This window comes from Klebsiella sp. KTE92 (genome assembly GCF_000398905.1).
GTDB classification, from domain to species: Bacteria; Pseudomonadota; Gammaproteobacteria; order Enterobacterales; family Enterobacteriaceae; genus Klebsiella; species Klebsiella variicola.
Genome location: NZ_KB976100.1, coordinates 1,990,183 through 2,009,829 on the forward strand (window position 1 = coordinate 1,990,183; position 19,647 = coordinate 2,009,829).

Here is a 19,647-nt window from a genome sequence, read left to right on the forward strand (position 1 = left end):
CTTATCGGCCCATCAACAGCCTGAAGGATTAATCATCGTCATGATAGTGATGATGGTGGTGATGGCGATGGGCGTGGTACCCATCGTCAATAATGCATCCCGATAACAGCGTGCACAGCGCAATAATCAACGGTAACACGATCGGTTTTTTCATCCCTTACTTCTCCCGCTATTCTGCTTTCCCCGGGGCAGAGAATGCCGCGGTGGATAACGTGAGTGTAAAGGGTTAACTTGTTGATGGGATAGGATAACTCCGCAATATCGCCGCCGCGATCACCACCAGCCGAACTGGCTGCCGGCCACCGCCACGATGGCGACAACCAGCATAATAATGGTGCTTTTTTTCATTATGCCCCACCCGGCGCCGCATAGCCGCCGACAAAAAACCAACCGAGAAAGACGACGGCGATGATAAAGATCGCCACCGGGAAAAGAATACCCAATTTCATGATAGTGTCCCTGTACCCACGAATGATGCCCTGCATGATACTGGATATCGCGGTACTTTAGTCAATATGAATGAAATTCTCCTGACGGCGGGACTTCTTATCCTGGTACATCGCCTCATCGGCGGCGCGTAAAGCCGCTTCAACATCGATACTCTGCGGATCGCAGATGATCACCCCGAAGCTGGCGCCTTCATAGTCGATACGCTGTTCGCCGAGGAAGTAGACGCCGCACAGGGCCTGGCGCAGGATCGTGACATACGCCTGCTGCGCCGCGGGCTCCTGGGCGCTACCGACGATCAAAAACTCATCGCCGCCAAGACGACCAACGATATCCTCACGGCGCGCGACGGCGGTGAGTCGTTCGCCGACCTGCACCAGGAAGCTGTCGCCGCACGGATGACCGAACCGATCGTTAATGGCTTTAAAACCGTCGAGATCGATAAAAATCAGCGACACCTGCTGCTGCTGGGCGCGGGCGGAGGCAAAGCGTAGCGCCAGCTGCTTAAACAGCGCACGGCGATTAGGAAGCTGGGTGAGCTCATCGGTCGACGAGTGCAGCTCCAGCGCGACGTTAGCCGCCTGCAGCTGTTGCACCAGGGTGTCTTTTTCCACGTAGTGGGAAATGAGCTTCGCGAACAGGCCCATCACCTGTTCACCTTCGAGATTATAAGGTTGCTTCTGTCGGCTGGTGGCGCAGAGGGTACCGAACAGCGAGCCATCGGCCAGGCGGACGGGAATGCTTAAAAAGGTGGCGATCCCCAGCTCCTGGGCGGCGATGCAGGAGTGCCAGCGATGGGCCACGTCGTTGCTAAACGTGCACTGATCCTCAAGGGCGCGTTTGCACAGGGATTCATCCCACGGGACAGAAAAACCTTCCGGGATCTGCATTTCGCTGCTGTTATGGGCGAACATCACCTGCTGCCGCTGGGCGTTGATATCGATGCGGGTAAGATAGGTGGACTCCATTCGGGTCACCGCCTCCAGCATCTCCAGCAGCTGGCGCACCAGGGTTTCCAGGGACTGTTCCGCAGCGAGGGTTTGCGACACCCGGGCAAGAATAAAATCTGACATGAATAATACAGCTCCAGCACGCCAAACGTCACCCCAGCATAATGGGCTGCAAACGGACATCAGCGTCGAATAAACAGTGATATTTTTAAATTTATCACATCTGTTTGGGGAATACTTGTCCACGCGGCAGGAAAAAAAGCCCCGTCGGGGGCGACGGGGAAAAACTCATTGATTATGGAATGATCTGTTCTCTGGTCAGTTCGAGAACAGGGGCTACTCTACGGGGGAAAAGTGCAGGCAAGATGGAGAAAACGTGGAGATTCAGGCTAAAATCCCCGGGCATTCAGGAAAGGGAGGAACGATGAAAAAGTTACTGGCTATTCTGCCACTGGTATTAGCCGGCTGTGCCCAGCCGCAGTCCACCGCGCCGACGAAAACCATCGGCATGGCCAATCCCGCGTCGGTGTACTGTCAGCAATCCGGCGGTACCCGGGTGCCGGTGCAAACGCCGCAGGGCGTTAGCACCCAGTGCAAACTACCCAGCGGCGAAACCCTCGACGAGTGGGCGCTGTGGCGTCGGGATCATCCGACTAAATCGTAACCGGCAGGGCCGCCAGCCAGGCGGCCAGCACCCGGGCATGATTCTGCTCGGTGTTCTTCGCAGCGTACAGCAGCGTCAACGGCTGGCGCTGCGCCAGCGCTGCCAGCCGCAGGCCCGTTTCACGGTGGGCGTCGAGCTCCTGGCGATAGCGCTGGCTGAAGTGGGCGAAATCGATCGCCTCGCCGTGAAAGGCTTTTCGCAGCTCAGCGGAAGGCGTTAACGCCTTACACCACTCATCACAGGCCAGCGCCTCTTTTTTAATCCCCCGCGGCCAGAGACGGTCGACCAGCACCCGGTAGCCGTCGCTGCTTTCCTGCGGGTCATACACCCGTTTACATTGAATCATCATCCTGCTCCCTCTGTGCCATCCAGGCGAGCAACTGCGGGATTTGCCCGTCGGAAAATACCGTGATGCCGTGAGCGCGCAGCAGATCGGCCGCGACCCCGGCGCCCGCTTTGCGTCGTCCGCGAAAGGAGCCGTCATAGACAAACTGGCTGCCGCAGGTAGGGCTGCCATCGGTGAGTAACGCTGCCTGACAGCCCGCTTCCCGGGCGGCGCTGAGCGCCAGCCAGGCGGCCAGCTGGTAATGTCCCGTGACGTCGCGGCCGTCGCTTTCCACGATCCGCGCCCGGCCGGCAAGGACATCCCCGCCGGCGCCGCCGACGATCTCCGCCGGCAGACGGGGCGTGGACAGACCGGCCGCCAGCTCCGGGCAGTGGATCACCAGCCGCCCCGTCTGCTGCCAGCGGGACAGCGTCGCCGCCAGCTGTGCCTTCTCGCTACCGTTATACCGCACCTGGAATCCCATCAGGCAGGCGCTGACCAAAAGCTTACTTTTCATCCTTTCTCCCTTTCACGCTTGCTCCAGTATACCTTACCCGCCGGCGGGGGCGGTGGGGCGAAAATAAGGATTGTGTTCCACTGGAGGGATCGCTATCCTGACGTGCCTTGTGCTGCTCGTCTCGTCCAGACATAAGGAACCTGCTATGAAAACCCCTTTACGCCTCGCCCTCGTCGGCGATTATCACCCCGATATTGTTGCCCACCAGGCCATTCCCCTGGCGATAGACGATGCTGCCGCCGTGCTGGAGCAGCCGGTGAAATATGACTGGCTCGCCACTCCGTCGATCGTCTCCGGCGAGGCGCTGGCCGAGTACGATGCCGTCTGGGTCGTTCCCGGTAGCCCGTATCGTCATCCGCAGGGGGCCTTTACCGCGATCCGCTATGCCCGCGAAAACGGCATCCCTTTCCTCGGCACCTGCGGCGGCTTTCAGCACGCGGTGATTGAATACGCCCGTAACGTGCTCGGCTGGCAGGATGCCGGTCATGCGGAAACTGACAGCGAAGGGCGGATGGTGATCGCTCCCCTTAGCTGTTCGCTGGTGGAGACCTCCGCCGTCGTCGAGCTGCGGGCGAATACGCTGATTGCCCGCGCCTATGGCCGGGAGAGCATTGAAGAGGGCTACCACTGCCGGTACGGGGTGGACAGCGCGTTTGCCGGAGAGCTGGAACAGGGCGATCTGCGCGTCACCGGCTGGGATGAAGAGGGTGAGATCCGCGCCGTCGAGCTGGTGACGCACCCGTTTTTTGTCGCCACGTTGTTCCAGCATGAACGCCACGCGCTGGATGGGCGTCCCTCGCCGCTGGTACAGGCGCTGATTCGCGCCGCGGCACAATAAACCCACCGGCAGCGGGCGCTGCCGGTCATCTTCAGGAATGGATTTCCCGGTCTCGTCCGGCGAGGGCGCCGCAGACCGCCATCACCAGCGAAATCAGCGCCACCGCCAGCAGCGGAATATGCCAGTCGCCATTAGCATCGTGGATCTTACCCATCAGCGGCGGCCCGCAGGCGGCCAGCAGATAGCCGACGCTCTGCGCCATCCCTGACAGCGCCGCGGCCTGGTGCGCCGAGCTGGCGCGCAGGCCGATAAACGTCAGGCCGAGGATCATGGTAGCTCCGGAGCCAAAGCCGAACAGCAGCGTCCAGCCGATCGCCAGCCCTGGCAGCAGCCACAGCCCGGCGGCGCTGATGGCGCACATCAGGGCGACCAGCACCGCGATCCCACGCTGGTCGCGCAGCCGATGCAGGATCAACGGTATCGCCAGACCTGGCGCGGCGGTCGCCAGCTGCAGCAGGCCATGCAGCGAGCCGGCCTGCGCTTCGCTATAGCCCATACTCTGTAGAATCGACGGCAGCCAGCCGATAATCACGTAATAGACCAGCGAGTTGATGCCGAGGAACAGCGTCACCTGCCAGGCCAGCGCCGACCGCCAGATCCCCCGATTATGCATGGCGCCTGAGCCGGTCAATGGCGCCTCCGCCCGGTGCCGGGACTGTGGTAGCCAGCTGAGGATCGCCAGCAGCGGGAAGACCATCAGCAGCAACAGCGCGCCGCGCCAGCCGAATCCGGCCATTGCCACGGGAACCACCAGCGCCGAGCCGAGCGCCGCCGCGCCGCCCATCGTCAGGGAATAGGCGCCGGTCATCCGCGCGACATGCTGCGAGAAATCGCGTTTAATCAGTCCGGGCAGCAGCACGTTACCCAGCGCAATACCGCAGCCGATCACCGCCGTGCCGATAAACAGCAGCGCAGCGGAGGGCAGGGAGCGCAGGGCAATGCCGGCGCAGATCAGCAGCATCGCCAGCAGCAGGCTGCGTTCCATGCCGAACCGGCGGGCAACTCCTGCCGCCAGCGGCGAAACAAGGCCAAAGGCCAGCAGCGGCAGGGTGGTGAGTAGCCCGGTCTGCGCGGTGGTCAGGCCATAGTCGCTACGAATCGCGTCCAGCAGCGGCGCCGCGCCGGTAAAGACCACGCGCAGGGTAGTGGCGATGAGCAAGATACCGGCAATCAGCAGCGCGGGGCGGCGGCCGGTAGAGGAGATCACAGAAGACATATCATTCTCAAGGTAACTAACGAGGGGGTTACGATAGCGACTTTGTCCTCTGTTTAAATCAAGCTAAAATGACAGATTATCGCTAATATCGGACAACATGATGATCGGACTGGGTCTGGATGGTTATGAACCGGACAGTGGCCACGAATCGGCCATTGCCTTTCGTATTCAGGTGGTGGAGGCGGAGCAGTATATTCCGGCGCATTCTCACCGTAAGGGGCAGCTGATCCTCGCCCTGCACGGCGCCTTGACCTGCGAGGTGGAGAACGCGATGTGGATGGTGCCGCCGCAGTATGCGGTGTGGGTCCCGGGACAGCTTTTCCACAGTAACCGCGCCACCCCCGGCGCCCAGGTGTGTTTCCTGTTCATCGAGCCGGGCGCCGCGCCGATGCCGGACCGCTGCTGTACGTTGAAGATTTCTCCGCTGGTGCGGGAGCTGATCCTCACCCTGGCGGAACGCGGCGGGGAGTTGCTGGCCGCCCCTGCCACGGCCCGGCTGGTGCAGGTTCTGTTTGATGAGCTGCCCCGGCAGCCGCAGGAGCACCTGCAGCTGCCGGTATCAAACCACCCGAAAATTCGTCAGATGGTGACGATGATGGCCGAGGATCCGGCGCGCTGGCAGACCCTGAGCCAGTGGGCGGCGGTGTTTGCGATGAGCGAGCGCAATCTGGCCCGCCTGGTGGTGCGCGAAACGGGGCTGAGCTTTCGCCGCTGGCGCCATCAGCTGCAGCTGATCCTCGCGCTGCAGCTGCTGATCCGCGGGCAGACGGTGCAGCAAACGGCTCAGGCGCTGGGCTATGACTCCACCACCGCCTTCATCACCATGTTTAAAAAAGGGCTCGGACAGACGCCGGGCCGCTATCACGGCAGCCTGGCTACGACTTCCCAATAAACAATGAGATGATCCCGGCGGCAATCAGCGGTCCGACCGGGACGCCGCGAAACAGGGCGACGCCGAGTACCGTGCCGACCAGCAGCCCGGCCACCAGATGCGGCTGGGAGCCCATCAGGGAGACACCGCGCCCGCCGAGCCACGAAACAAACACCCCGACCGCAATCGCCAGCAGTGATTTCCAGTTCATAAAGGAGTGGATCAGCGTTGAGGGCGGCAGCGTACCGCTGGCGATAGGCGCCATCACGCCGATGGTTAAAATAATGATCCCGACAGTCAGCCCCTGTTTCTCAATCCAGGGAAAGAAGGTGTTCAGCGGTGTAACGCGCACGATAATCAGCACGAGGATAGAGATCGCTACGGTGGTGTTATGGCTGATAAAGCCGAGCGCCGCCAGGCCCAGCAGGATCAACAGGGTGGTATCAAACATGTACAGAGGTCCTTGCCAAAAAAAGAAAGCCAAAAAATATCCCGCTTACTCTACGCATCGTGGCGTGAATAAACAGGATTTTTACGCCATGCGGCGAAAATCAGGGCGGATGCCCGGTTAGCTAAGGCGGCGAAAGGTCGCGATCTCCGGTCGGGCGATATGTAAATAATCCTCGGTATCGAGAATGATCGACCGATCCAGGCGTCCGGCGTTAAAGGCGATTTGTGGAAAGCGCTCAAACAGCAGCGGGTCGGCCACCAGCCGCAGCGCCGGATGGAAGCTGAAGGGGGGAATGGCGCCGAACACGCAGGCGGTGAGGGCATCCACTTCCGCCGGACTGGCCAGCGAGGCTTTGCTGCCGCCGATATGCCGGGCCAGGCTGGCGAGATCGGCCTGCTGATCGGCGGCGAGGATCGCCAGCACATGCTGGTTGACGCCGTTTCCTTTTACTTTACAGACTAGCGCTTTTGCGCCCTGGCCAAGCGCGGTGCCGCGGATCGCCGAGACGGCTTCGCACTGGCCGACCGCGTCGTGCGCCATCACCCGGTAGCGCGCCTGGTGTTCGTCGAGCAGCGCGCACAGGCGCTGGTGGATATTACCTTCTACTGCTTCAAGCATAGCGTCCTCCTGACATCATCAAGCCGCCAGCTTAGCGCTGTTGCGTCAGCCTGCCAACGGTGGGCCGGGAAATTCACCATTCGCTCATTATTGCTTCACAGTGCTGTGGTGCAATCTCGCAGGCGCAGCAGATGAATTTTGTAAATAAAAAAAAGAATGATTTTCATTTTCAATCGAACTTTTTTTATTTCGCTCAGTCTCTATCGGACGACACAGAATATTAATAATTGCCGTAATGAGGTTAGGATGATGCACGATGCAACCATGCAGGGTTCCCCACGCAAGAAGTTTAATAAAATAAGGGAGCTCAACAGACGGCGGAATTACTTTACTAAGAAAGTACGTAATGCCCTGCGGGTGGGAGTGGCGAAAGCGCTCTGGGACCGCCGACGCCGTCAGCCGGTGGATTTGTCGTCCGCGAAAACTGTCTTACTCATGCGCAATGAGGGGGCGGTCGGCGATGTGGTGGTGGATTCCGCGCTGGTAAAATGCCTGCATCAGTCAGGTTATATCGTTGATTTTCTGCTGACGACCTCTAACAGCCAGGTGATGCGCTATAACCCGCGGATCCGCCATATTTATGAGGCTGAGCCGGTCAATTCCGCTGATTTTTTGCGTAAATTTAACCATAACGTACCCCGCGACGTCATTAATGAACTGGCTAATAATAAGTACGATATTATTATTGACCCTTCGCTGTTCGATATTCCCGTGCATCGCCTGCGGCTTTTTCGACAAATAAAAGCCAAATCAGTACTCGGGTTTAATAAATGGCCATCGATTAAACATTACTCTCACTCTTTTGATTTTGACTGCCAGCGCTGGCACGTAACGAAGACGTTCGCGTTGATCGCCGACTATCTCCAACTGGACACCCGCGCTCTGGACACTTACGACCTGGCGGTGCCCGGGCCGATTATGCAGGAGGTGGCGCAGTATCTGGCGTCGCTGAGCGGAAAAGCGGTAGTGATTAATATTTTTGCCGGCCATGCCGACCGGAGTCTCTCCCAGACGCAGCTGGCCGAACTGCTCGACAAGCTGCGGGCTCGCCATCCGGGGCTGGCGGTTATTCTGCTCGATCACCGGCGTGAGATCCGCATCCCGCTGCCGCCGGAGGTGGTGATTAATCCGTTTAACACGCTGCACCATGCGATGGCGCTGATTGCCCAGGCGGAGCTGATTATCTCCCCGGACACCTCGGTGGTGCATATGGCGGCGGCGTGGAACAAACCGCTGATCGCGGTCTATAAGGACGTTCTGCTCAATAACCGGCTGTGGGCCCCGGGCTATGACAATGCCAGGCAGATCATTGTTAAATGCGGGAAGGTCCATCAGCATCGCGAGCTGGTGGATCGGATAATGGCGGCGCTACCGGAGACGCTGTGAGGGCGATGAGGGGAGGCTGGTAGGGCTCACCTGCTGGCCGTATGCAAGAGCCAGCAGGTGAGCGAAGGTTGCATTGCCAGTCTGCAACCGCCGCTATTGTACTGGTGCCCGCTGCTCTGACACATCCGGGAAAGCTCTTAAAGAGATGGCCGCCGCCAACGACGGGCGGCATCACTCTTCAGTGAGCCACATATCCGCTTCTTCAAACATCTCCTGCACCGTACGGCTGATCAGCTCTTTTTCATGCTTGCTGGCGTCGGTGTTGATCGCCGGCAGCGTCATCATCGGCTTCACCCGCACTTCCGCTTCCGGGAAAATGCGCTGCATGCGTTTGGTCAGTTCGTTAAGAATGGCCTCTCTGGCACCCGGCAGCCCGGCAAAATTGCGCTTGTCATAAATCAGTTCCACAAACATCTTCTGTCCTCTGTATGCTGATCGCGGGCGATAGTTTTACTGTATTAATGTACAGTGTCAAGCGAATGCCGCGGTGCTGCTCATCCGCAACCTCGTGCGGTAGACGGGCTGCGCGCAAAAGCAGCACCTCGTCCGCCGGCGGTCAGGCAGGCCTCACTGACGAGCGGAGGGGATTTCCGCGCTGCAAAGGCGTTATCGCTGATTGCGTAGGCCTGGTAAACGCAGTGACCTTCACCCGAAGCGATGTCATTACCTGCGTACATTCATTTCGCGACGGGTAGGTCTGAATATCGGGTGGTGTAAGCCGGGGAAAGCATTTCACGCTTCATCGCCCAGGATTTTTCGATCCCCTGACCGGCAAACCAGACCTTTCCTTTCCCGGATTGATTTAATTGGTCGATAACGTCCATTAACGCAGCACTATTTTTGCGCGGAGCGTTATCGTCAAATAAGTTTAGCTGCGCTATGCCATTACTGAAGAAATCAGCAAGCATAACACCGGCTTTCATATATCGATAACCATCAATCCAAATTCTCTGCAGGCAGTTTGTGGCACAATTTATAATGTCACGGGTATCATTAGACGGCGTTAATAGCTTCATTGACGCTTGGTTGCCATAATATGTTTCATTAACGGCGTGCGGACTCGTCCGGACAAATACGCTAACGAAGCGGCAAAATTGATGCTCACTGCGTAATTTTTCTGCTGCTCGCTCAGCATAGGCGCAAATGGCTTGATGCATATCTGAATACTGCGTTACCCGGTTGCCAAAAGAGCGACTACAAATAATCTGTTGTTTTGTTGGGGAAAATTCTTGTAGCTCAAAACATGGCTCACCACGCAGTTCGCGAACGGTCCTTTCCAGCACCACATTGAAGTGCTTTTTTATGACCCATAATGAGCTTTCTGCCAGATCCAGAGCGGTATTAATACCCATTAAATTAAGTTTTTTACTCATTTTTCGCCCAACGCCCCAGACCTCTTCAACAGGGACAAGGGCGAGTAGCCTGCGTTGGCGCACAATATTGGATAAGTCGACAACGCCGCCAGTGCCGCGCCATGTCTTGGCGGCATGGTTAGCGAGCTTGGCTAATGTCTTGGTTTGCGCAATACCTACGCCCACCGTTAAGCCAGTATTTTTCAATACGTGAGTTCTTATTTCATGGCCGAAGGTGGATAAGGGGACGCAATTCATTACTCCGGATAAATTAATAAAGGCTTCATCGATGGAGTAGATTTCTATTGACGGAGACATTGCCGTGAGCGTTTGCATAACACGGTCACTGAGGTCGGCATAAAGCGCATAGTTAGAACTGAAAAAATGAACACTGGAATAATAAGGGTTATTTTTTATTTTAAAGAAAGGTTCGCCATTTTTTATACCGAGGGATTTTGCTTCGGCAGAGCGAGAAATAATGCAACCATCGTTATTGGACACGACCACAATAGGCTTCCCCTTTAAATCAGGGCGAAAAACCGTTTCACAAGAAGTATAGAAATTATTGACATCGACGAGGGCAAACATAATTATTTATGCGCTTTAATGCTAAAAATGACCACGCCAAATATTTCTAATTCTTCGGCATTATGAAACGAAATGGAAGCGTAATCGCGATTGTGCGGCACTAGCTGTAAAAAAGGATGAGTGCGAAGTTCTTTCACGGTGAATTCACCTGCGATAGCCGCAATGACGATATCACCATGTACGGCAGACAGTGAGCGGTCAACCACTAAAAGGTCTCCATCACTGATGCCGGCATCACGCATAGACTCTCCGCTGACTTTGATGAAGTAGGTAGCACTCGGATGTTTTATCAATAATTTATTGAGATCCAGCCTGTCCTCAACATAATCCTGAGCGGGGCTGGGAAATCCGCAGGGCACCCTCTCGGAGAAGAGGGGGAGCATGAGTGGGGGCGAAATCTCAGTTGGCCGAGTAAACTGCATGGTATCGATCCTCGAATACTGTTTTTATATACAGTATTATTGAATGTGCTGATGGATCAAGGCGCACGTGACGTTGTTTTTATAACTACATGAATATAATGATGATTTATGTAAAACATGCCATGTGGTGTTGTTGCTGAACTGCCATCGCTGTGTAGCGCGACCAGTACGCCCAGGTTGATGTTTGCCCGGTAAGATGACCGCTGTATTACATGGAGCATGATCGACTCTTTTTTCACCCTCTCTTCAGTATTTAATATTATTGAGAAAGCTAAGGATATGAGGATGTTTCATTGGAGGATGTTTATAAAATATTGTCACCTTTACTTTACAGAATAAAGAAACATTATTTATTTTAATTAAACGGCTTGACAAATTTGAGGTTGACGATAAATTTGAGCAGGTGCTCTAATTTATCGTCATCATCTGCGGGATCCAAAAGTGATACGCTGTGATTAACCATGACACTACATAACCAGGGGATCTACTGACATGAAAATTTTTTTCCAGGGCACCAGACTTAAAAAAGCAAAAATACTAACGGTTGCCTTTTCTTTCGCCTTTTTCACCGCATCGGTGCAGGCAAAGTCCTCGCAATCAGAGAGTTATAATGTCGCCGTTTATCGCGGGGAGGCCGGGTGCCCGGGTTGTTCTGAAATGGTGGTAAAATCGCTGATCGCGACAGGTCTGCCTCTGCACATCTCTTATGTTGGTGAAAAAGAAAAGCTGAAATTAAATGCGCAAACACTGAAAAAATTCGATCTCTATATTCAACCTGGCGGCGGTCAGGATATACCCGGCTCTTATCAAGCCCTGGGTGATGAAGGGGCAGAGGCTATCCGCAATTTTGTGAAAAGTGGCAAATCCTTTCTTGGTCTTTGTATGGGAGCCTATCTTGCCGACAAAGACTGGATAGGGCTTATTGATGCGCCTTTAGAGTCAGAGGTGGGAAGACCCGGTTCGCAGGCCGTTGATGAAGGCGATTATACCCTGCAACTGACATGGAATAATAAACAAGAGCCTTTTTACTACCAGGATGGGCCTTATCTCAACAGTAGTATCTCAAGTACTGGATTCCAGCCGATCGCTTACTACAAGAATGGAGATATCGCCATTGGTAAGTACCGGTATGGTAAGGGAAACATCATCCTGTCAGGTCCGCATCCTGAAGCCGATGAGACCTGGATAGACAGCGCTGCGCCAGGGAATACGACGGCAGAAAGTAAAATGCAGCGTATTTTAAGTTATCTCAATATAAAAAAGGGTTAACTGATACGCTACCTTGCTTCACCCACTCAGAAATCTTTTTTAAGTATTTTAAAGGCAAGCTCAGATATTTCATTAAGAAAAATGCTGCGTCTGTCTTCTGAATAATCGAGGATCAGCAAGCTGGAATACCCATCAATTAATGTGTTTATTTGTCTGGCTGAGGTAGCGGCGTTTTCCGCAAGGAACTCGCCTTCCTGCATCCCTACGCTAATGATGCCTTCAAGAATAGTGATCCATTGCAGGGAGTAATCGTGCACTAATTTAGCATAATCCGCATCGCGTGCTGCCATTGGCCATAGTTCAAGGTAGAGCAGCCAGTGTGCCGAAGGTGCATCGGGTAACAGCGTTCTGATATAGAGGTTTACTCTTTCACTAGCGCTCATTTTTTCTGACGCGTTTAAAAACGCATGACATTCTTGTATGTCATTTTCAAACATATACTGAATAGTGGATTTCTTGAGCGTTTCCCAGTCTCGATAATAGTGATAGATATGACTTCTGGAAATATTCATTTTCTGCGTCAAATCACGGGTTGAGACATTGCTAAACCCTTTTTCTCTGAACAGTTGTAGCGCAGCTATTTTTATCAACTCAGAAAAATTGGCCGTTTTCAATATTTCAACCTTAATCACTATCCATTAAAGCGCGAACTATATCATAATTTCTGAAACCTTGCACGTGTTCAACATTCGGGGATAGCTGTTAGCATTGTGTTTTTTATAGCATTAACAAAATAACGAAAATCTATTTTGTGGGTCTGGTATAAATTCAGCTGCAGGGAGGTTGCTTTATTATTAGCTATGCGCAGGATGCTATTCCTGCCGCGTGCGGTAGTGGCCGCAACGGTGGAGTGGAAAACCGGGAAAGAGAACGTCGCTATTACCCGGTGAGCTATCATGATGACAACGTGCTTATCGGCAAGGTAGGCGATAAGCACGGCATTTTTCAGACCGAGCGTGGTTTGCCGCCGCGTGGGTAGCCGCTGCGCCACCACACGCTTTTAACGCAATTGCGCGCAGGCGCCCGCTATCCGCTGGCAGGCTTGGGTTAGCAGGCCATCTTCTACCGCATACGCAATACGCAAATACCCCGGCATTCCAAACGCGGAGCCGTGTAAAACGGCCACCTGGGTTTGTTCTAATAGCCAGTTCGCCAGCGCGCTGTCGTTGCGAAGGATTTCGCCGCCAGGGGTCATCCGGCCCATGAGCGCCTGGCAGTTAGCAAACACATAGAATGCCCCCTGGGGAGCGGTGGCGCTCAGGCCATCGGTGGCGGCAATCATTCCCAGCACCTGCTGGCGGCGTTTATCTAACACGTTGAGCCAGCCGTCGAAGAAATTGGCTGAGTGGTTAAGCGCTGCGACCGCCGCAGCCTGCGAAATACTGCTGGGGTTGGAGGTGCTTTGTGATTGCAGGATCTGCATGGCGGCAATCAGCCATTGCGGCCCTCCCGCATAGCCCAGACGCCAGCCGGTCATGGCGTGGCTTTTGGACACACCGTTTACCGTCAGGGTACGTGAAACCATCTGCGGGGCGGCCTGGGCAAAAGTGGTAAAAGGGATATTGTCATAGCGCAGCGGCTCGTAAATATCGTCGGCCATCACCAGCACCTGTGGGTAATCCGCCAGCACCGCAGCCAGGGCACGCAGTTCCTGCTCGCTGTAAATCGCCCCCGTCGGGTTGCCCGGCGAGTTGAGGATCAGCCAGCGCGTTGATGGGGTAAGGGCGGCGGCCAGTTGTTCCGGCGTCAGCTTCCAGCCGTTTTGTTCATCACAGGGCACAATCACCGGTTCGCCATCGGCCAGAGAGACCATATCCGGATACGAGACCCAGTAGGGGGCGGGAATGATGACCTGCTGCCCGGCGTCGAGGGTGGCCAGAAAAGCATTGAAAATAAGCTGCTTGGCGCCACTGCCTGCGATGATCTCTTGCGGACGGTAATGCAACTGATTGTCGCGAGCGAACTTGGCGGCAATGGCCTCCTTTAACGCGGCGGTGCCGGAAACGGCGGTATACTTAGTCTGATGATGCACGATCGCTTCAATGCCCGCATAGCTGATATGGGCCGGGGTAGCAAAATCCAGTTCTCCTTCGCCCAGGTTGATAACCGGCTTGCCTGCGGCTTCCAGTGCCCGTACCTGGTCAGAAATGACCGCTGTCGGTGAAGGGCGTACAGATTGCATACGACGGGCGATTTGACTGTTATTCATAAATCCTCTTTTGTATCTAATGATTCAATTAATACAATTAGGTCCCCAACCTCAGCAGGAAACTCGCCGTGTCACCGATCTTTATTCTCGATAACACCTCTGCGCCCGCTCGCTACGGTATTACCGCCAGCCTGTGGGCTAATCGTCTTGGACTGCCTCTCTGGAGCCTTCGCCCCGACTTCGCCGGCGATGTTCCCGACAGCCATCAGCACGTCATTCGTGCCGGCTACTGCGTGACCAGCGGCCTCTGGCGCAGCGATACGCTGCGTGAAGAGGTGCGCGATATCGCCAGCCTGCCTGAGTCAGATGCTGTCATTGTGCTGGCGTCCTCGCAGGCAGCGCTTATCGCCGACCTGCCGGGCCAACGGCTGTTCAGCGATGACCGCAACCAGCGCCTGACGCTCAGCGACGGGCAACATACGGTGTTAGACCTCACCGCCGATCGCTATGGTCGCTGGGATGCCGGGGAGCCATCCTCTGCCGGGACGCCCTTGCGCATCGCACTGATTGGCCGTGAGTCAGACCACCGTCTGGTCTACCCCGCCACGCTTGGCTCACTGGGTGATGCCGCGGCGTCGCTGGGGCTGAACCTGGAGGTCCATTTCTTCTCGCCGGTCAGTCTGTCCCCTGGGTTACACGACCTCCACGACGTCCAGGGCGTCGTGTTGCCAGGCGGTTCCTCGATGGCCGCCGTCAAGGGACAAATCCGCGTGGCGGAAGATACGCTTGCCCGCGGACAGCCCACGCTGGGGTTATGCCTGGGAATGCAGAGCATGATGACCGCAGTCGTGCGCCGACGTCCGGGTTGCGAATCAGCCATTCCCGCCGAAGTGGCTCCGGATGAGGCTCTGCACAGCTTTGTTCCCTTTGTCGATGGCCGTCATCGCTGCGGCGTATTCCCTTTTTCCTTCGGGTTGATCCCCGGTGATATCCGCGAAATGCACTACAACCATCGCTACTGCTTTAACACCGACTTATTGCCGGCGCTGGATCGCAGCGGAGTCAGCGTCAGTGCGCAAACGGACGATATCGTGGAGGCCATCTCCCAGCCGGAACTGCCGTTCTGGCATGGTGTGCAGGGGCACCCGGAACTGATGTCCCGCCCGGATGCGCCCCATCCGCTGTTCGTCGCCTTTTTACGGGCGGCGCTTAACGCGCCAGCGTAACGCCGCTACGGCTGTCGCTGGCAAGCGCCGACATGACGTGAGTCAGCTCCGCCAGCGCCGCGTCGTCGATCGGTTTTAACGGTGTGCGTACGGTGCCGCCGTTAAAACCGCGCAGCGCCATCGCCGCTTTCACCAGCTGCGGCTGACCATGTTTGCGCGCCAGCGCGCGATACGCGTACCACAGCTGATGCAGATCGCGGGCCGTGGCGGCATCGCCCTGTTCCACGGCCCGGAAGGTATTGATAATCAGCTCCGGCAGCGCGCCGCTGTTGGTGGTGCTGATGCCGTCAAACCCGGCCATCATTGGCCCGAGGAAGGCCAGATCGGAAGCACAGAACAGGCGCAGACGCCCACGCAGACGGTTGGCAATCTGGTCGATGGCGGTGGGGTTGAGATCGCCCTGTTTGATGCCGACCACGTTGGGGATCTCTGCCAGTTGTTCCAGCAGCGCCGGGGAGAGGGTGATGCCGATGCCCGGCGCGTTGTACACCAGGATGCCGGTTTTGGATAAGGGAGCCATCTCTTTGAAGTAGCTGACGATCTGTTGGTCAGTGATTTCGCTAACAAAGGGCGCGGTCACCATCGGCAGGCCGCCCAGCTCGCTTGCCAGCAGCGTCAGCTCGCGGGCATCGCGCGGGTCGGCGCTGGCGCTGCACAGCATGACCGCCACGCGGTCATCCACACAGGCCATGACTTGATGAAACAGCTCACGGCGTTCTTCGACGGTCATCACCGGGAATTCACCGTAGGTGCCGCCAATCAGCAGACCGTCATAACCCAGACCAATCACGCGTTCAATATTTTCACGTAACGCCGGAAAGTCGATCGCGCCGCTGGCGGTGAACGGGGTGACGGTGATGTTGAAAATACCGCGCAGGCGTTCACGGCATTCATTGATATCTTTCATTTTTCTTTCCTTACAGCAGTGTGAGAGGGCGAGCCAGGGAACCCAGCTGACGATATCCGGTTTCGGTCACCACCACGGTTTCACTGACGCCGACGGTAAATTGACCGTAGATCCGCAGAGCCGGTGGAATGTGGAAGGTCATTCCTGGCTGCAGCTCAGTGGTGACGCCACGATACAGACTGAGAATGCCGCCTTCGCCCCAGTCCGGCGCAAAGGCGATACCGATGGAGTAACCGGTGCGTTTTTTGAAGTTTTCGGTGAACCCGGCGCGATCAATCACCTTCTGGCAGGCCAGGTGCGGCGCTTCGCAGGTGGCGCCTGGACGAATGGCATCAAGAGAGGCCTGCAGGGCTTCCTGACACACTTTTTCCATTTCGATGGCGATAGCGGGCGGCCGCCCCAGCCAGGCGGAGCGCATCATCGCGGCGTGGTAGCGGTCGTGAGCCGCTGACATTTCCAGAAATACCGGGTCGTTATCCTGCATCACCCGACGACGCCATGTGCCATGCGGCACGCCGCTGCGTGGGCCGGTCGAGACCAGCGGTTCCATGCCGACATACTCGGAACCGGCGGCAATGGCGGCCCCCATCATCGCCGAGACCAGCGCGTTTTCGTCTGCGCCGCTGCGAATCGCCGCCATGCCCGCGCGCATGCCCGCGTCCACATAGCGCGCTGCGATGGCGATTTTTTCCACCTCCGCCGCCGATTTCACGGCGCGCAGCGGCTCGATGACGCCCGCGGTATCGGCAATGGTGCCGAGCCTGGCCTGCAGGGCTTCATACACGGCAACCGGCAGGAACCAACCGCGTTTGTCCAGCCCAATCCGTTTGTGGAGCCAGCCGCGCTGTTGCAGCATGCCCACCAGGAAATCCACCGGGTTATCGCCATCCTGGTAGATGGCAGCGTCAGAAATAAAGGTGTTGGCGATAAAGTTAAAGTATTCGAGCTGGCGAATCACAAACACCGGATCCCCTTCTACCGGCAGCAACAGCGCCTGGAAGGTGTAATAGCCCGGTGTTTGCTGACCGGTGAGCCAGAAAATGTTTTCCGGGCCGGTAACGATCATGACGTCCACGCCCGCGCGGCTTAAGCGTTCGCGGGTGCGTCGAATGCGTTGCGCATATTCATCAGCGCTAAAGGCGGACTCACTGCCCTGAATCACATTGTTAACATCTTGCATGAGTAAACTCCTGGAGTAAGTGGGCCTGCGCGGCATTAAACTGCACGCCCAGACCGGGTGAGTCATTGACGGTGACCAGGCCATTGCGGTATTCCAGCCCGCTGACGGGATCATCCGTTAAGCCATCGGCGCCATACAGCTCGGCAAATGCCGGTTGCACGACACGACACAGCTGGAGCGCGGCGGCGGTGGCAGCATGGCCTTCATTCATCTGGCCAATCATGAATGGCACGTCGGCGAGTCGCAGCCGGTTGGCGGCGGCCAGCGTCGGCGCAAGGCCACCCAGTTTCACCAGTTTGAGATGCCCCCACAGCGCACCTTTGGCGGCGATCAGCCGGGTGATGGCGGCATCACTGTTGAGGCTTTCGTCGAGCATGATCGGGATGCCGTAGGCGTACAGCTCCGCAAGCTGGCTGTCGTTTGCCGGGCTTAACGGCTGTTCGATGTAGCTGAGCTTCAGCTCGCGCAGAGACGGGAATGCCGCGTGAGCCTGCGCCAGAGACCACTGGCCGTTCACGTCAATCGCCAGCGAAATCTGCTGGCCGAACCGCTGGCGCAGCCGTTGCAGACGGGCCAGGTCGGTAGCGAAATCTGCCACGCCTGTGCGCAACTTCAGCTGGGTGAAACCGCGATCGACATAGCGTTGCGCCTGCTCCAGCATCTGTCTCTCGCTGCCCCAGAACAGGGTCTGGTTGGTGTGCCACGCAGGCAGGCCATCCCGCGCCCCCAGCCAGGCGGCAACGCTTACCCCGTGCTGACGCGCCAGCAGGTCGTGCAAGGCCATATCCAGCACCATGCGCGATGGCGGCAGGAGCGTGCAGCCTTCGTCATCTAGCGCGGCGAGTCGCGCGGCGGGCGCCTGGCGCCAGTCCCAGCGGCGAAGTATCTGAAGCAGGTTGTTCAGCACCTGCTCTTCGCGGTAGCCATGCAGGTAGCGAATGTTGAGCCGCACTTCGCCAATCCCGGTCACTCCCTGGTCTTCCAGACGCAGCCAGAGCGTGTCGAGCGCCGTCACCGGACCAGAGGCAGCGGTATGCAGCGTCACATCGGCGTAATGCAGATCTCCCCGAAAGAGCTGCGCTTTCATAAACCGGGCTCCGGCGGCAGCATGGCGAGCGCAATATCGAGATAGAGGTAGGCCGCGGCGATAAATTCATCGACAGGGACAAATTCATCGGGTTTGTGAGCCACGGCCAGCGAACCGGGGCCAATCACGACGCCTTTTGCGCCCAGCGAACGGAAATGCACTAAGTCACATCCCCCCTGAAAACCAAACGGGCCGGGTTCGCTCTGCCCATGACGGCGACAGGCAGCAAGGCTTTGCTCGACAATGGCTTCGCGGCTGTCGGTTTGCGTCGCGCCGCCGGTAGTGGGCTGCCAGGCGATAATTTCGGCTTCCACACCTGCATGTGCGTATGCGTGGTCGAGCAGTTGCTGCAGTTCGGCTTTGACGACCTCTTCGTCTTCGCCCGGAACCATGCGACGGTCAAGCAGCAGCTCACAGCTGTCTGGCACCACGTTGTCCGCATGGCCGCCGTGGATGCGGGTTACCGTCAGGCTGGCGTTGCCGACCAGATCGTGGCAGCGGCAACGCACCTGCTGGTGGTGGGCTTCTTCAATCAACCCTAAAAGGCGCGCCGACTGGTAAATCGCGTTGATCCCCAGCTCCGGCGTACCGGAATGCGCGGTGACGCCTTTAACCCGCACGCGAGGACGTAAGCTGCCTTTGTGGGCGGAGAAGGTGGCATTCGAGGTCGGCTCGCCAATCACCGCGAAATCAATCGCCGGTGGATTATCGCGGACGTAGAATTTCGCCCCTTCGCTGGCGACCTCTTCATCGGCGGTGAACACCCCCATCAATGTGCCGGACCACTGCTGACGGTTGGCAGCCAGCAGACGCAGGGCTTCAACCATCGCCACCAGCGGGCCTTTGGCATCGCAGGCGCCGCGTCCATACAGGCGTCCGTCACGCTCGGTGAGCGTGAAGGGAGCGCTGGCCCAGCCGCTGCCCGCCGGAACGGTGTCAAGGTGGGTGTTAAAGGCGAAACACGGCCCCGGTCCATTGTTCAGGACGGCGATAACGTTGGTCCGCCCCGGTGCGTATTCGCTAAAGGAGAGATCGAACCCGGCGGTCAGCAGCCAGCCTTCCAGACATTCGGCGGCTTCGCGCTCATGGCCCGGTGGATTCTCCGTGTTGATGGCAACCAGCGTTGCTAACTCCTTTTTCATACGAGCGCTGTCAACCTGATAACTGGACATAGGAACTCCGTG

Annotated in this window: 24 protein-coding genes and 1 pseudogene; 6 read left to right on the forward strand and 19 right to left on the reverse strand. The window is 57.0% G+C overall.

Translation table 11 applies throughout. The features are described 5' to 3' along the window. Positions 1-28: 28 nt before the first annotated feature. The 4 genes from A1WC_RS27170 to A1WC_RS15970 form a co-directional block, all read right to left on the reverse strand. Positions 29-154 carry a hypothetical protein gene (locus A1WC_RS27170; RefSeq protein ID WP_012542130.1) on the reverse strand — a complete coding sequence of 42 codons (126 nt, stop codon included), beginning with the start codon at positions 152-154 and terminating at the stop codon, positions 29-31. Positions 155-273: 119 nt separating this feature from the next. Beyond that, positions 274-348 carry a protein YoaJ gene (yoaJ, locus tag A1WC_RS28515; RefSeq protein ID WP_004892898.1) on the reverse strand — a complete coding sequence of 25 codons (75 nt, stop codon included), beginning with the start codon at positions 346-348 and terminating at the stop codon, positions 274-276. Further along, positions 348-449, reverse strand: a complete 102-nt coding sequence (locus A1WC_RS27180; protein ID WP_004150782.1) for a YoaK family small membrane protein — start codon at positions 447-449, stop codon at positions 348-350. Before A1WC_RS27180 ends, yoaJ begins: the two co-directional genes overlap by 1 nt. A gap of 57 nt (positions 450-506) precedes the next feature. Continuing rightward, a complete protein-coding gene (locus A1WC_RS15970) occupies positions 507-1,520 on the reverse strand; it encodes a sensor domain-containing diguanylate cyclase (RefSeq protein WP_012968528.1) in 1,014 nt (337 codons plus the stop codon). Between the two features lie 301 nt (positions 1,521-1,821). Between A1WC_RS15970 and A1WC_RS15965 the strand changes: the two genes are divergently transcribed. Next, positions 1,822-2,061, forward strand: a complete 240-nt coding sequence (locus tag A1WC_RS15965; protein WP_016160701.1) for a DUF333 domain-containing protein — start codon at positions 1,822-1,824, stop codon at positions 2,059-2,061. On the opposite strand, the gene A1WC_RS15960 is transcribed toward A1WC_RS15965, so the two are convergent. Together A1WC_RS15960 and A1WC_RS15955 are read right to left on the reverse strand one after the other, a co-directional pair. Beyond that, positions 2,051-2,389: a DUF488 domain-containing protein gene (locus A1WC_RS15960; protein WP_075203370.1), complete on the reverse strand. Its 339-nt coding sequence runs from the start codon at positions 2,387-2,389 to the stop codon at positions 2,051-2,053. The two genes, A1WC_RS15965 and A1WC_RS15960, sit on opposite strands and share 11 nt — an antisense overlap. Positions 2,390-2,393: 4 nt before the next feature. Continuing rightward, on the reverse strand, positions 2,394-2,903 hold the full coding sequence (locus A1WC_RS15955) for a DUF523 domain-containing protein (RefSeq protein ID WP_012968516.1): 510 nt from the start codon (positions 2,901-2,903) through the stop codon (positions 2,394-2,396). A 145-nt stretch (positions 2,904-3,048) separates the two neighbouring features. On the opposite strand from A1WC_RS15955, the gene A1WC_RS15950 reads away from it, so the two are divergent. Further along, a complete protein-coding gene (locus tag A1WC_RS15950) occupies positions 3,049-3,741 on the forward strand; it encodes a CTP synthase (protein ID WP_012968515.1) in 693 nt (230 codons plus the stop codon). Positions 3,742-3,772: 31 nt separating this feature from the next. Here A1WC_RS15950 and A1WC_RS15945 read toward each other — a convergent pair whose 3' ends face one another. Further along, positions 3,773-4,948, reverse strand: a complete 1,176-nt coding sequence (locus A1WC_RS15945) for a CynX/NimT family MFS transporter (RefSeq protein WP_162494479.1) — start codon at positions 4,946-4,948, stop codon at positions 3,773-3,775. A gap of 106 nt (positions 4,949-5,054) precedes the next feature. On the opposite strand from A1WC_RS15945, the gene A1WC_RS15940 reads away from it, so the two are divergent. Beyond that, positions 5,055-5,849: an AraC family transcriptional regulator gene (locus A1WC_RS15940; RefSeq protein ID WP_162493273.1), complete on the forward strand. Its 795-nt coding sequence runs from the start codon at positions 5,055-5,057 to the stop codon at positions 5,847-5,849. Here A1WC_RS15940 and A1WC_RS15935 read toward each other — a convergent pair. From A1WC_RS15935 to A1WC_RS28260, 3 genes and pseudogenes are all read right to left on the reverse strand, one after another. Next, positions 5,833-6,279, reverse strand: a complete 447-nt coding sequence (locus tag A1WC_RS15935; protein WP_012968512.1) for a DUF441 domain-containing protein — start codon at positions 6,277-6,279, stop codon at positions 5,833-5,835. The genes A1WC_RS15940 and A1WC_RS15935 overlap by 17 nt on opposite strands. A 117-nt stretch (positions 6,280-6,396) precedes the next feature. After that, on the reverse strand, positions 6,397-6,897 hold the full coding sequence (locus A1WC_RS15930; RefSeq protein ID WP_008807680.1) for a YbaK/prolyl-tRNA synthetase associated domain-containing protein: 501 nt from the start codon (positions 6,895-6,897) through the stop codon (positions 6,397-6,399). 95 nt (positions 6,898-6,992) lie between these two features. Beyond that, positions 6,993-7,152 (reverse strand): annotated as a pseudogene (locus A1WC_RS28260) (hypothetical protein). On the opposite strand from A1WC_RS28260, the gene A1WC_RS15925 reads away from it, so the two are divergent. Beyond that, positions 7,147-8,283: a glycosyltransferase family 9 protein gene (locus tag A1WC_RS15925; RefSeq protein WP_162542822.1), complete on the forward strand. Its 1,137-nt coding sequence runs from the start codon at positions 7,147-7,149 to the stop codon at positions 8,281-8,283. The pseudogene A1WC_RS28260 and the gene A1WC_RS15925 overlap by 6 nt on opposite strands. 171 nt (positions 8,284-8,454) lie before the next feature. Here the strand turns inward: A1WC_RS15925 and A1WC_RS15920 are convergent, their stop codons facing one another. The 3 genes from A1WC_RS15920 to umuD form a co-directional block, all read right to left on the reverse strand. Further along, positions 8,455-8,697: a DinI family protein gene (locus tag A1WC_RS15920; RefSeq protein ID WP_002901096.1), complete on the reverse strand. Its 243-nt coding sequence runs from the start codon at positions 8,695-8,697 to the stop codon at positions 8,455-8,457. Positions 8,698-8,960: 263 nt separating this feature from the next. Next, entirely contained in the window at positions 8,961-10,223 is a 1,263-nt protein-coding gene (gene umuC / locus A1WC_RS15915; RefSeq protein WP_008807677.1) for a translesion error-prone DNA polymerase V subunit UmuC, read from the reverse strand. A 2-nt stretch (positions 10,224-10,225) separates the two neighbouring features. Beyond that, entirely contained in the window at positions 10,226-10,645 is a 420-nt protein-coding gene (gene umuD, locus A1WC_RS15910) for a translesion error-prone DNA polymerase V autoproteolytic subunit (RefSeq protein WP_008807676.1), read from the reverse strand. Between the two features lie 492 nt (positions 10,646-11,137). On the opposite strand from umuD, the gene A1WC_RS15905 reads away from it, so the two are divergent. Then, the gene (locus A1WC_RS15905) at positions 11,138-11,914 is read left to right on the forward strand and encodes a BPL-N domain-containing protein (RefSeq protein WP_016160704.1); all 777 of its coding nucleotides are present in this window, start codon (positions 11,138-11,140) and stop codon (positions 11,912-11,914) included. Positions 11,915-11,940: 26 nt separating this feature from the next. Here the strand turns inward: A1WC_RS15905 and A1WC_RS15900 are convergent, their stop codons facing one another. Both A1WC_RS15900 and A1WC_RS15895 read right to left on the reverse strand, forming a co-directional pair. Then, a complete protein-coding gene (locus tag A1WC_RS15900) occupies positions 11,941-12,528 on the reverse strand; it encodes a TetR/AcrR family transcriptional regulator (RefSeq protein WP_016160705.1) in 588 nt (195 codons plus the stop codon). A gap of 386 nt (positions 12,529-12,914) precedes the next feature. Beyond that, entirely contained in the window at positions 12,915-14,123 is a 1,209-nt protein-coding gene (locus A1WC_RS15895) for a pyridoxal phosphate-dependent aminotransferase (protein WP_016160706.1), read from the reverse strand. Between the two features lie 68 nt (positions 14,124-14,191). On the opposite strand from A1WC_RS15895, the gene A1WC_RS15890 reads away from it, so the two are divergent. After that, positions 14,192-15,289, forward strand: a complete 1,098-nt coding sequence (locus tag A1WC_RS15890) for a glutamine amidotransferase-related protein (protein WP_016160707.1) — start codon at positions 14,192-14,194, stop codon at positions 15,287-15,289. On the opposite strand, the gene A1WC_RS15885 is transcribed toward A1WC_RS15890, so the two are convergent. The 4 genes from A1WC_RS15885 to A1WC_RS15870 are packed head-to-tail and all read right to left on the reverse strand — an operon-like array spanning position 15,273 to position 19,635. Continuing rightward, a complete protein-coding gene (locus A1WC_RS15885) occupies positions 15,273-16,196 on the reverse strand; it encodes a dihydrodipicolinate synthase family protein (protein ID WP_016160708.1) in 924 nt (307 codons plus the stop codon). The two genes, A1WC_RS15890 and A1WC_RS15885, sit on opposite strands and share 17 nt — an antisense overlap. 10 nt (positions 16,197-16,206) lie before the next feature. Then, entirely contained in the window at positions 16,207-17,376 is a 1,170-nt protein-coding gene (locus tag A1WC_RS15880; RefSeq protein ID WP_016160709.1) for a M24 family metallopeptidase, read from the reverse strand. Further along, positions 17,363-18,463, reverse strand: coding sequence for a mandelate racemase/muconate lactonizing enzyme family protein (locus A1WC_RS15875; RefSeq protein WP_016160710.1), 1,101 nt, complete (start codon positions 18,461-18,463; stop codon positions 17,363-17,365). Before A1WC_RS15875 ends, A1WC_RS15880 begins: the two co-directional genes overlap by 14 nt. Then, the gene (locus A1WC_RS15870) at positions 18,460-19,635 is read right to left on the reverse strand and encodes a M20 family metallopeptidase (RefSeq protein ID WP_016160711.1); all 1,176 of its coding nucleotides are present in this window, start codon (positions 19,633-19,635) and stop codon (positions 18,460-18,462) included. Before A1WC_RS15870 ends, A1WC_RS15875 begins: the two co-directional genes overlap by 4 nt. Positions 19,636-19,647 lie beyond the last annotated feature (12 nt).

Excerpts from the sequence above, each read along its gene's own strand:
- A1WC_RS27170 (WP_012542130.1), bottom strand. The coding sequence starts at position 154 with ATGAAAAAACCGATCGTGTTACCGTTGATTATTGCGCTGTGCACGCTG.
- A1WC_RS27180 (WP_004150782.1), bottom strand. The coding sequence starts at position 449 with ATGAAATTGGGTATTCTTTTCCCGGTGGCGATCTTTATCATCGCCGTC.
- A1WC_RS15970 (WP_012968528.1), bottom strand. The coding sequence starts at position 1,520 with ATGTCAGATTTTATTCTTGCCCGGGTGTCGCAAACCCTCGCTGCGGAA.
- A1WC_RS15965 (WP_016160701.1), top strand. The coding sequence starts at position 1,822 with ATGAAAAAGTTACTGGCTATTCTGCCACTGGTATTAGCCGGCTGTGCC.
- A1WC_RS15955 (WP_012968516.1), bottom strand. The coding sequence starts at position 2,903 with ATGAAAAGTAAGCTTTTGGTCAGCGCCTGCCTGATGGGATTCCAGGTG.
- A1WC_RS15950 (WP_012968515.1), top strand. The coding sequence starts at position 3,049 with ATGAAAACCCCTTTACGCCTCGCCCTCGTCGGCGATTATCACCCCGAT.
- A1WC_RS15940 (WP_162493273.1), top strand. The coding sequence starts at position 5,055 with ATGATGATCGGACTGGGTCTGGATGGTTATGAACCGGACAGTGGCCAC.
- A1WC_RS15935 (WP_012968512.1), bottom strand. The coding sequence starts at position 6,279 with ATGTTTGATACCACCCTGTTGATCCTGCTGGGCCTGGCGGCGCTCGGC.
- A1WC_RS15930 (WP_008807680.1), bottom strand. The coding sequence starts at position 6,897 with ATGCTTGAAGCAGTAGAAGGTAATATCCACCAGCGCCTGTGCGCGCTG.
- A1WC_RS15925 (WP_162542822.1), top strand. The coding sequence starts at position 7,147 with ATGCACGATGCAACCATGCAGGGTTCCCCACGCAAGAAGTTTAATAAA.
- A1WC_RS15920 (WP_002901096.1), bottom strand. The coding sequence starts at position 8,697 with ATGTTTGTGGAACTGATTTATGACAAGCGCAATTTTGCCGGGCTGCCG.
- umuC (WP_008807677.1), bottom strand. The coding sequence starts at position 10,223 with ATGTTTGCCCTCGTCGATGTCAATAATTTCTATACTTCTTGTGAAACG.
- umuD (WP_008807676.1), bottom strand. The coding sequence starts at position 10,645 with ATGCAGTTTACTCGGCCAACTGAGATTTCGCCCCCACTCATGCTCCCC.
- A1WC_RS15905 (WP_016160704.1), top strand. The coding sequence starts at position 11,138 with ATGAAAATTTTTTTCCAGGGCACCAGACTTAAAAAAGCAAAAATACTA.
- A1WC_RS15895 (WP_016160706.1), bottom strand. The coding sequence starts at position 14,123 with ATGAATAACAGTCAAATCGCCCGTCGTATGCAATCTGTACGCCCTTCA.
- A1WC_RS15885 (WP_016160708.1), bottom strand. The coding sequence starts at position 16,196 with ATGAAAGATATCAATGAATGCCGTGAACGCCTGCGCGGTATTTTCAAC.
- A1WC_RS15880 (WP_016160709.1), bottom strand. The coding sequence starts at position 17,376 with ATGCAAGATGTTAACAATGTGATTCAGGGCAGTGAGTCCGCCTTTAGC.
- A1WC_RS15875 (WP_016160710.1), bottom strand. The coding sequence starts at position 18,463 with ATGAAAGCGCAGCTCTTTCGGGGAGATCTGCATTACGCCGATGTGACG.
- A1WC_RS15870 (WP_016160711.1), bottom strand. The coding sequence starts at position 19,635 with ATGTCCAGTTATCAGGTTGACAGCGCTCGTATGAAAAAGGAGTTAGCA.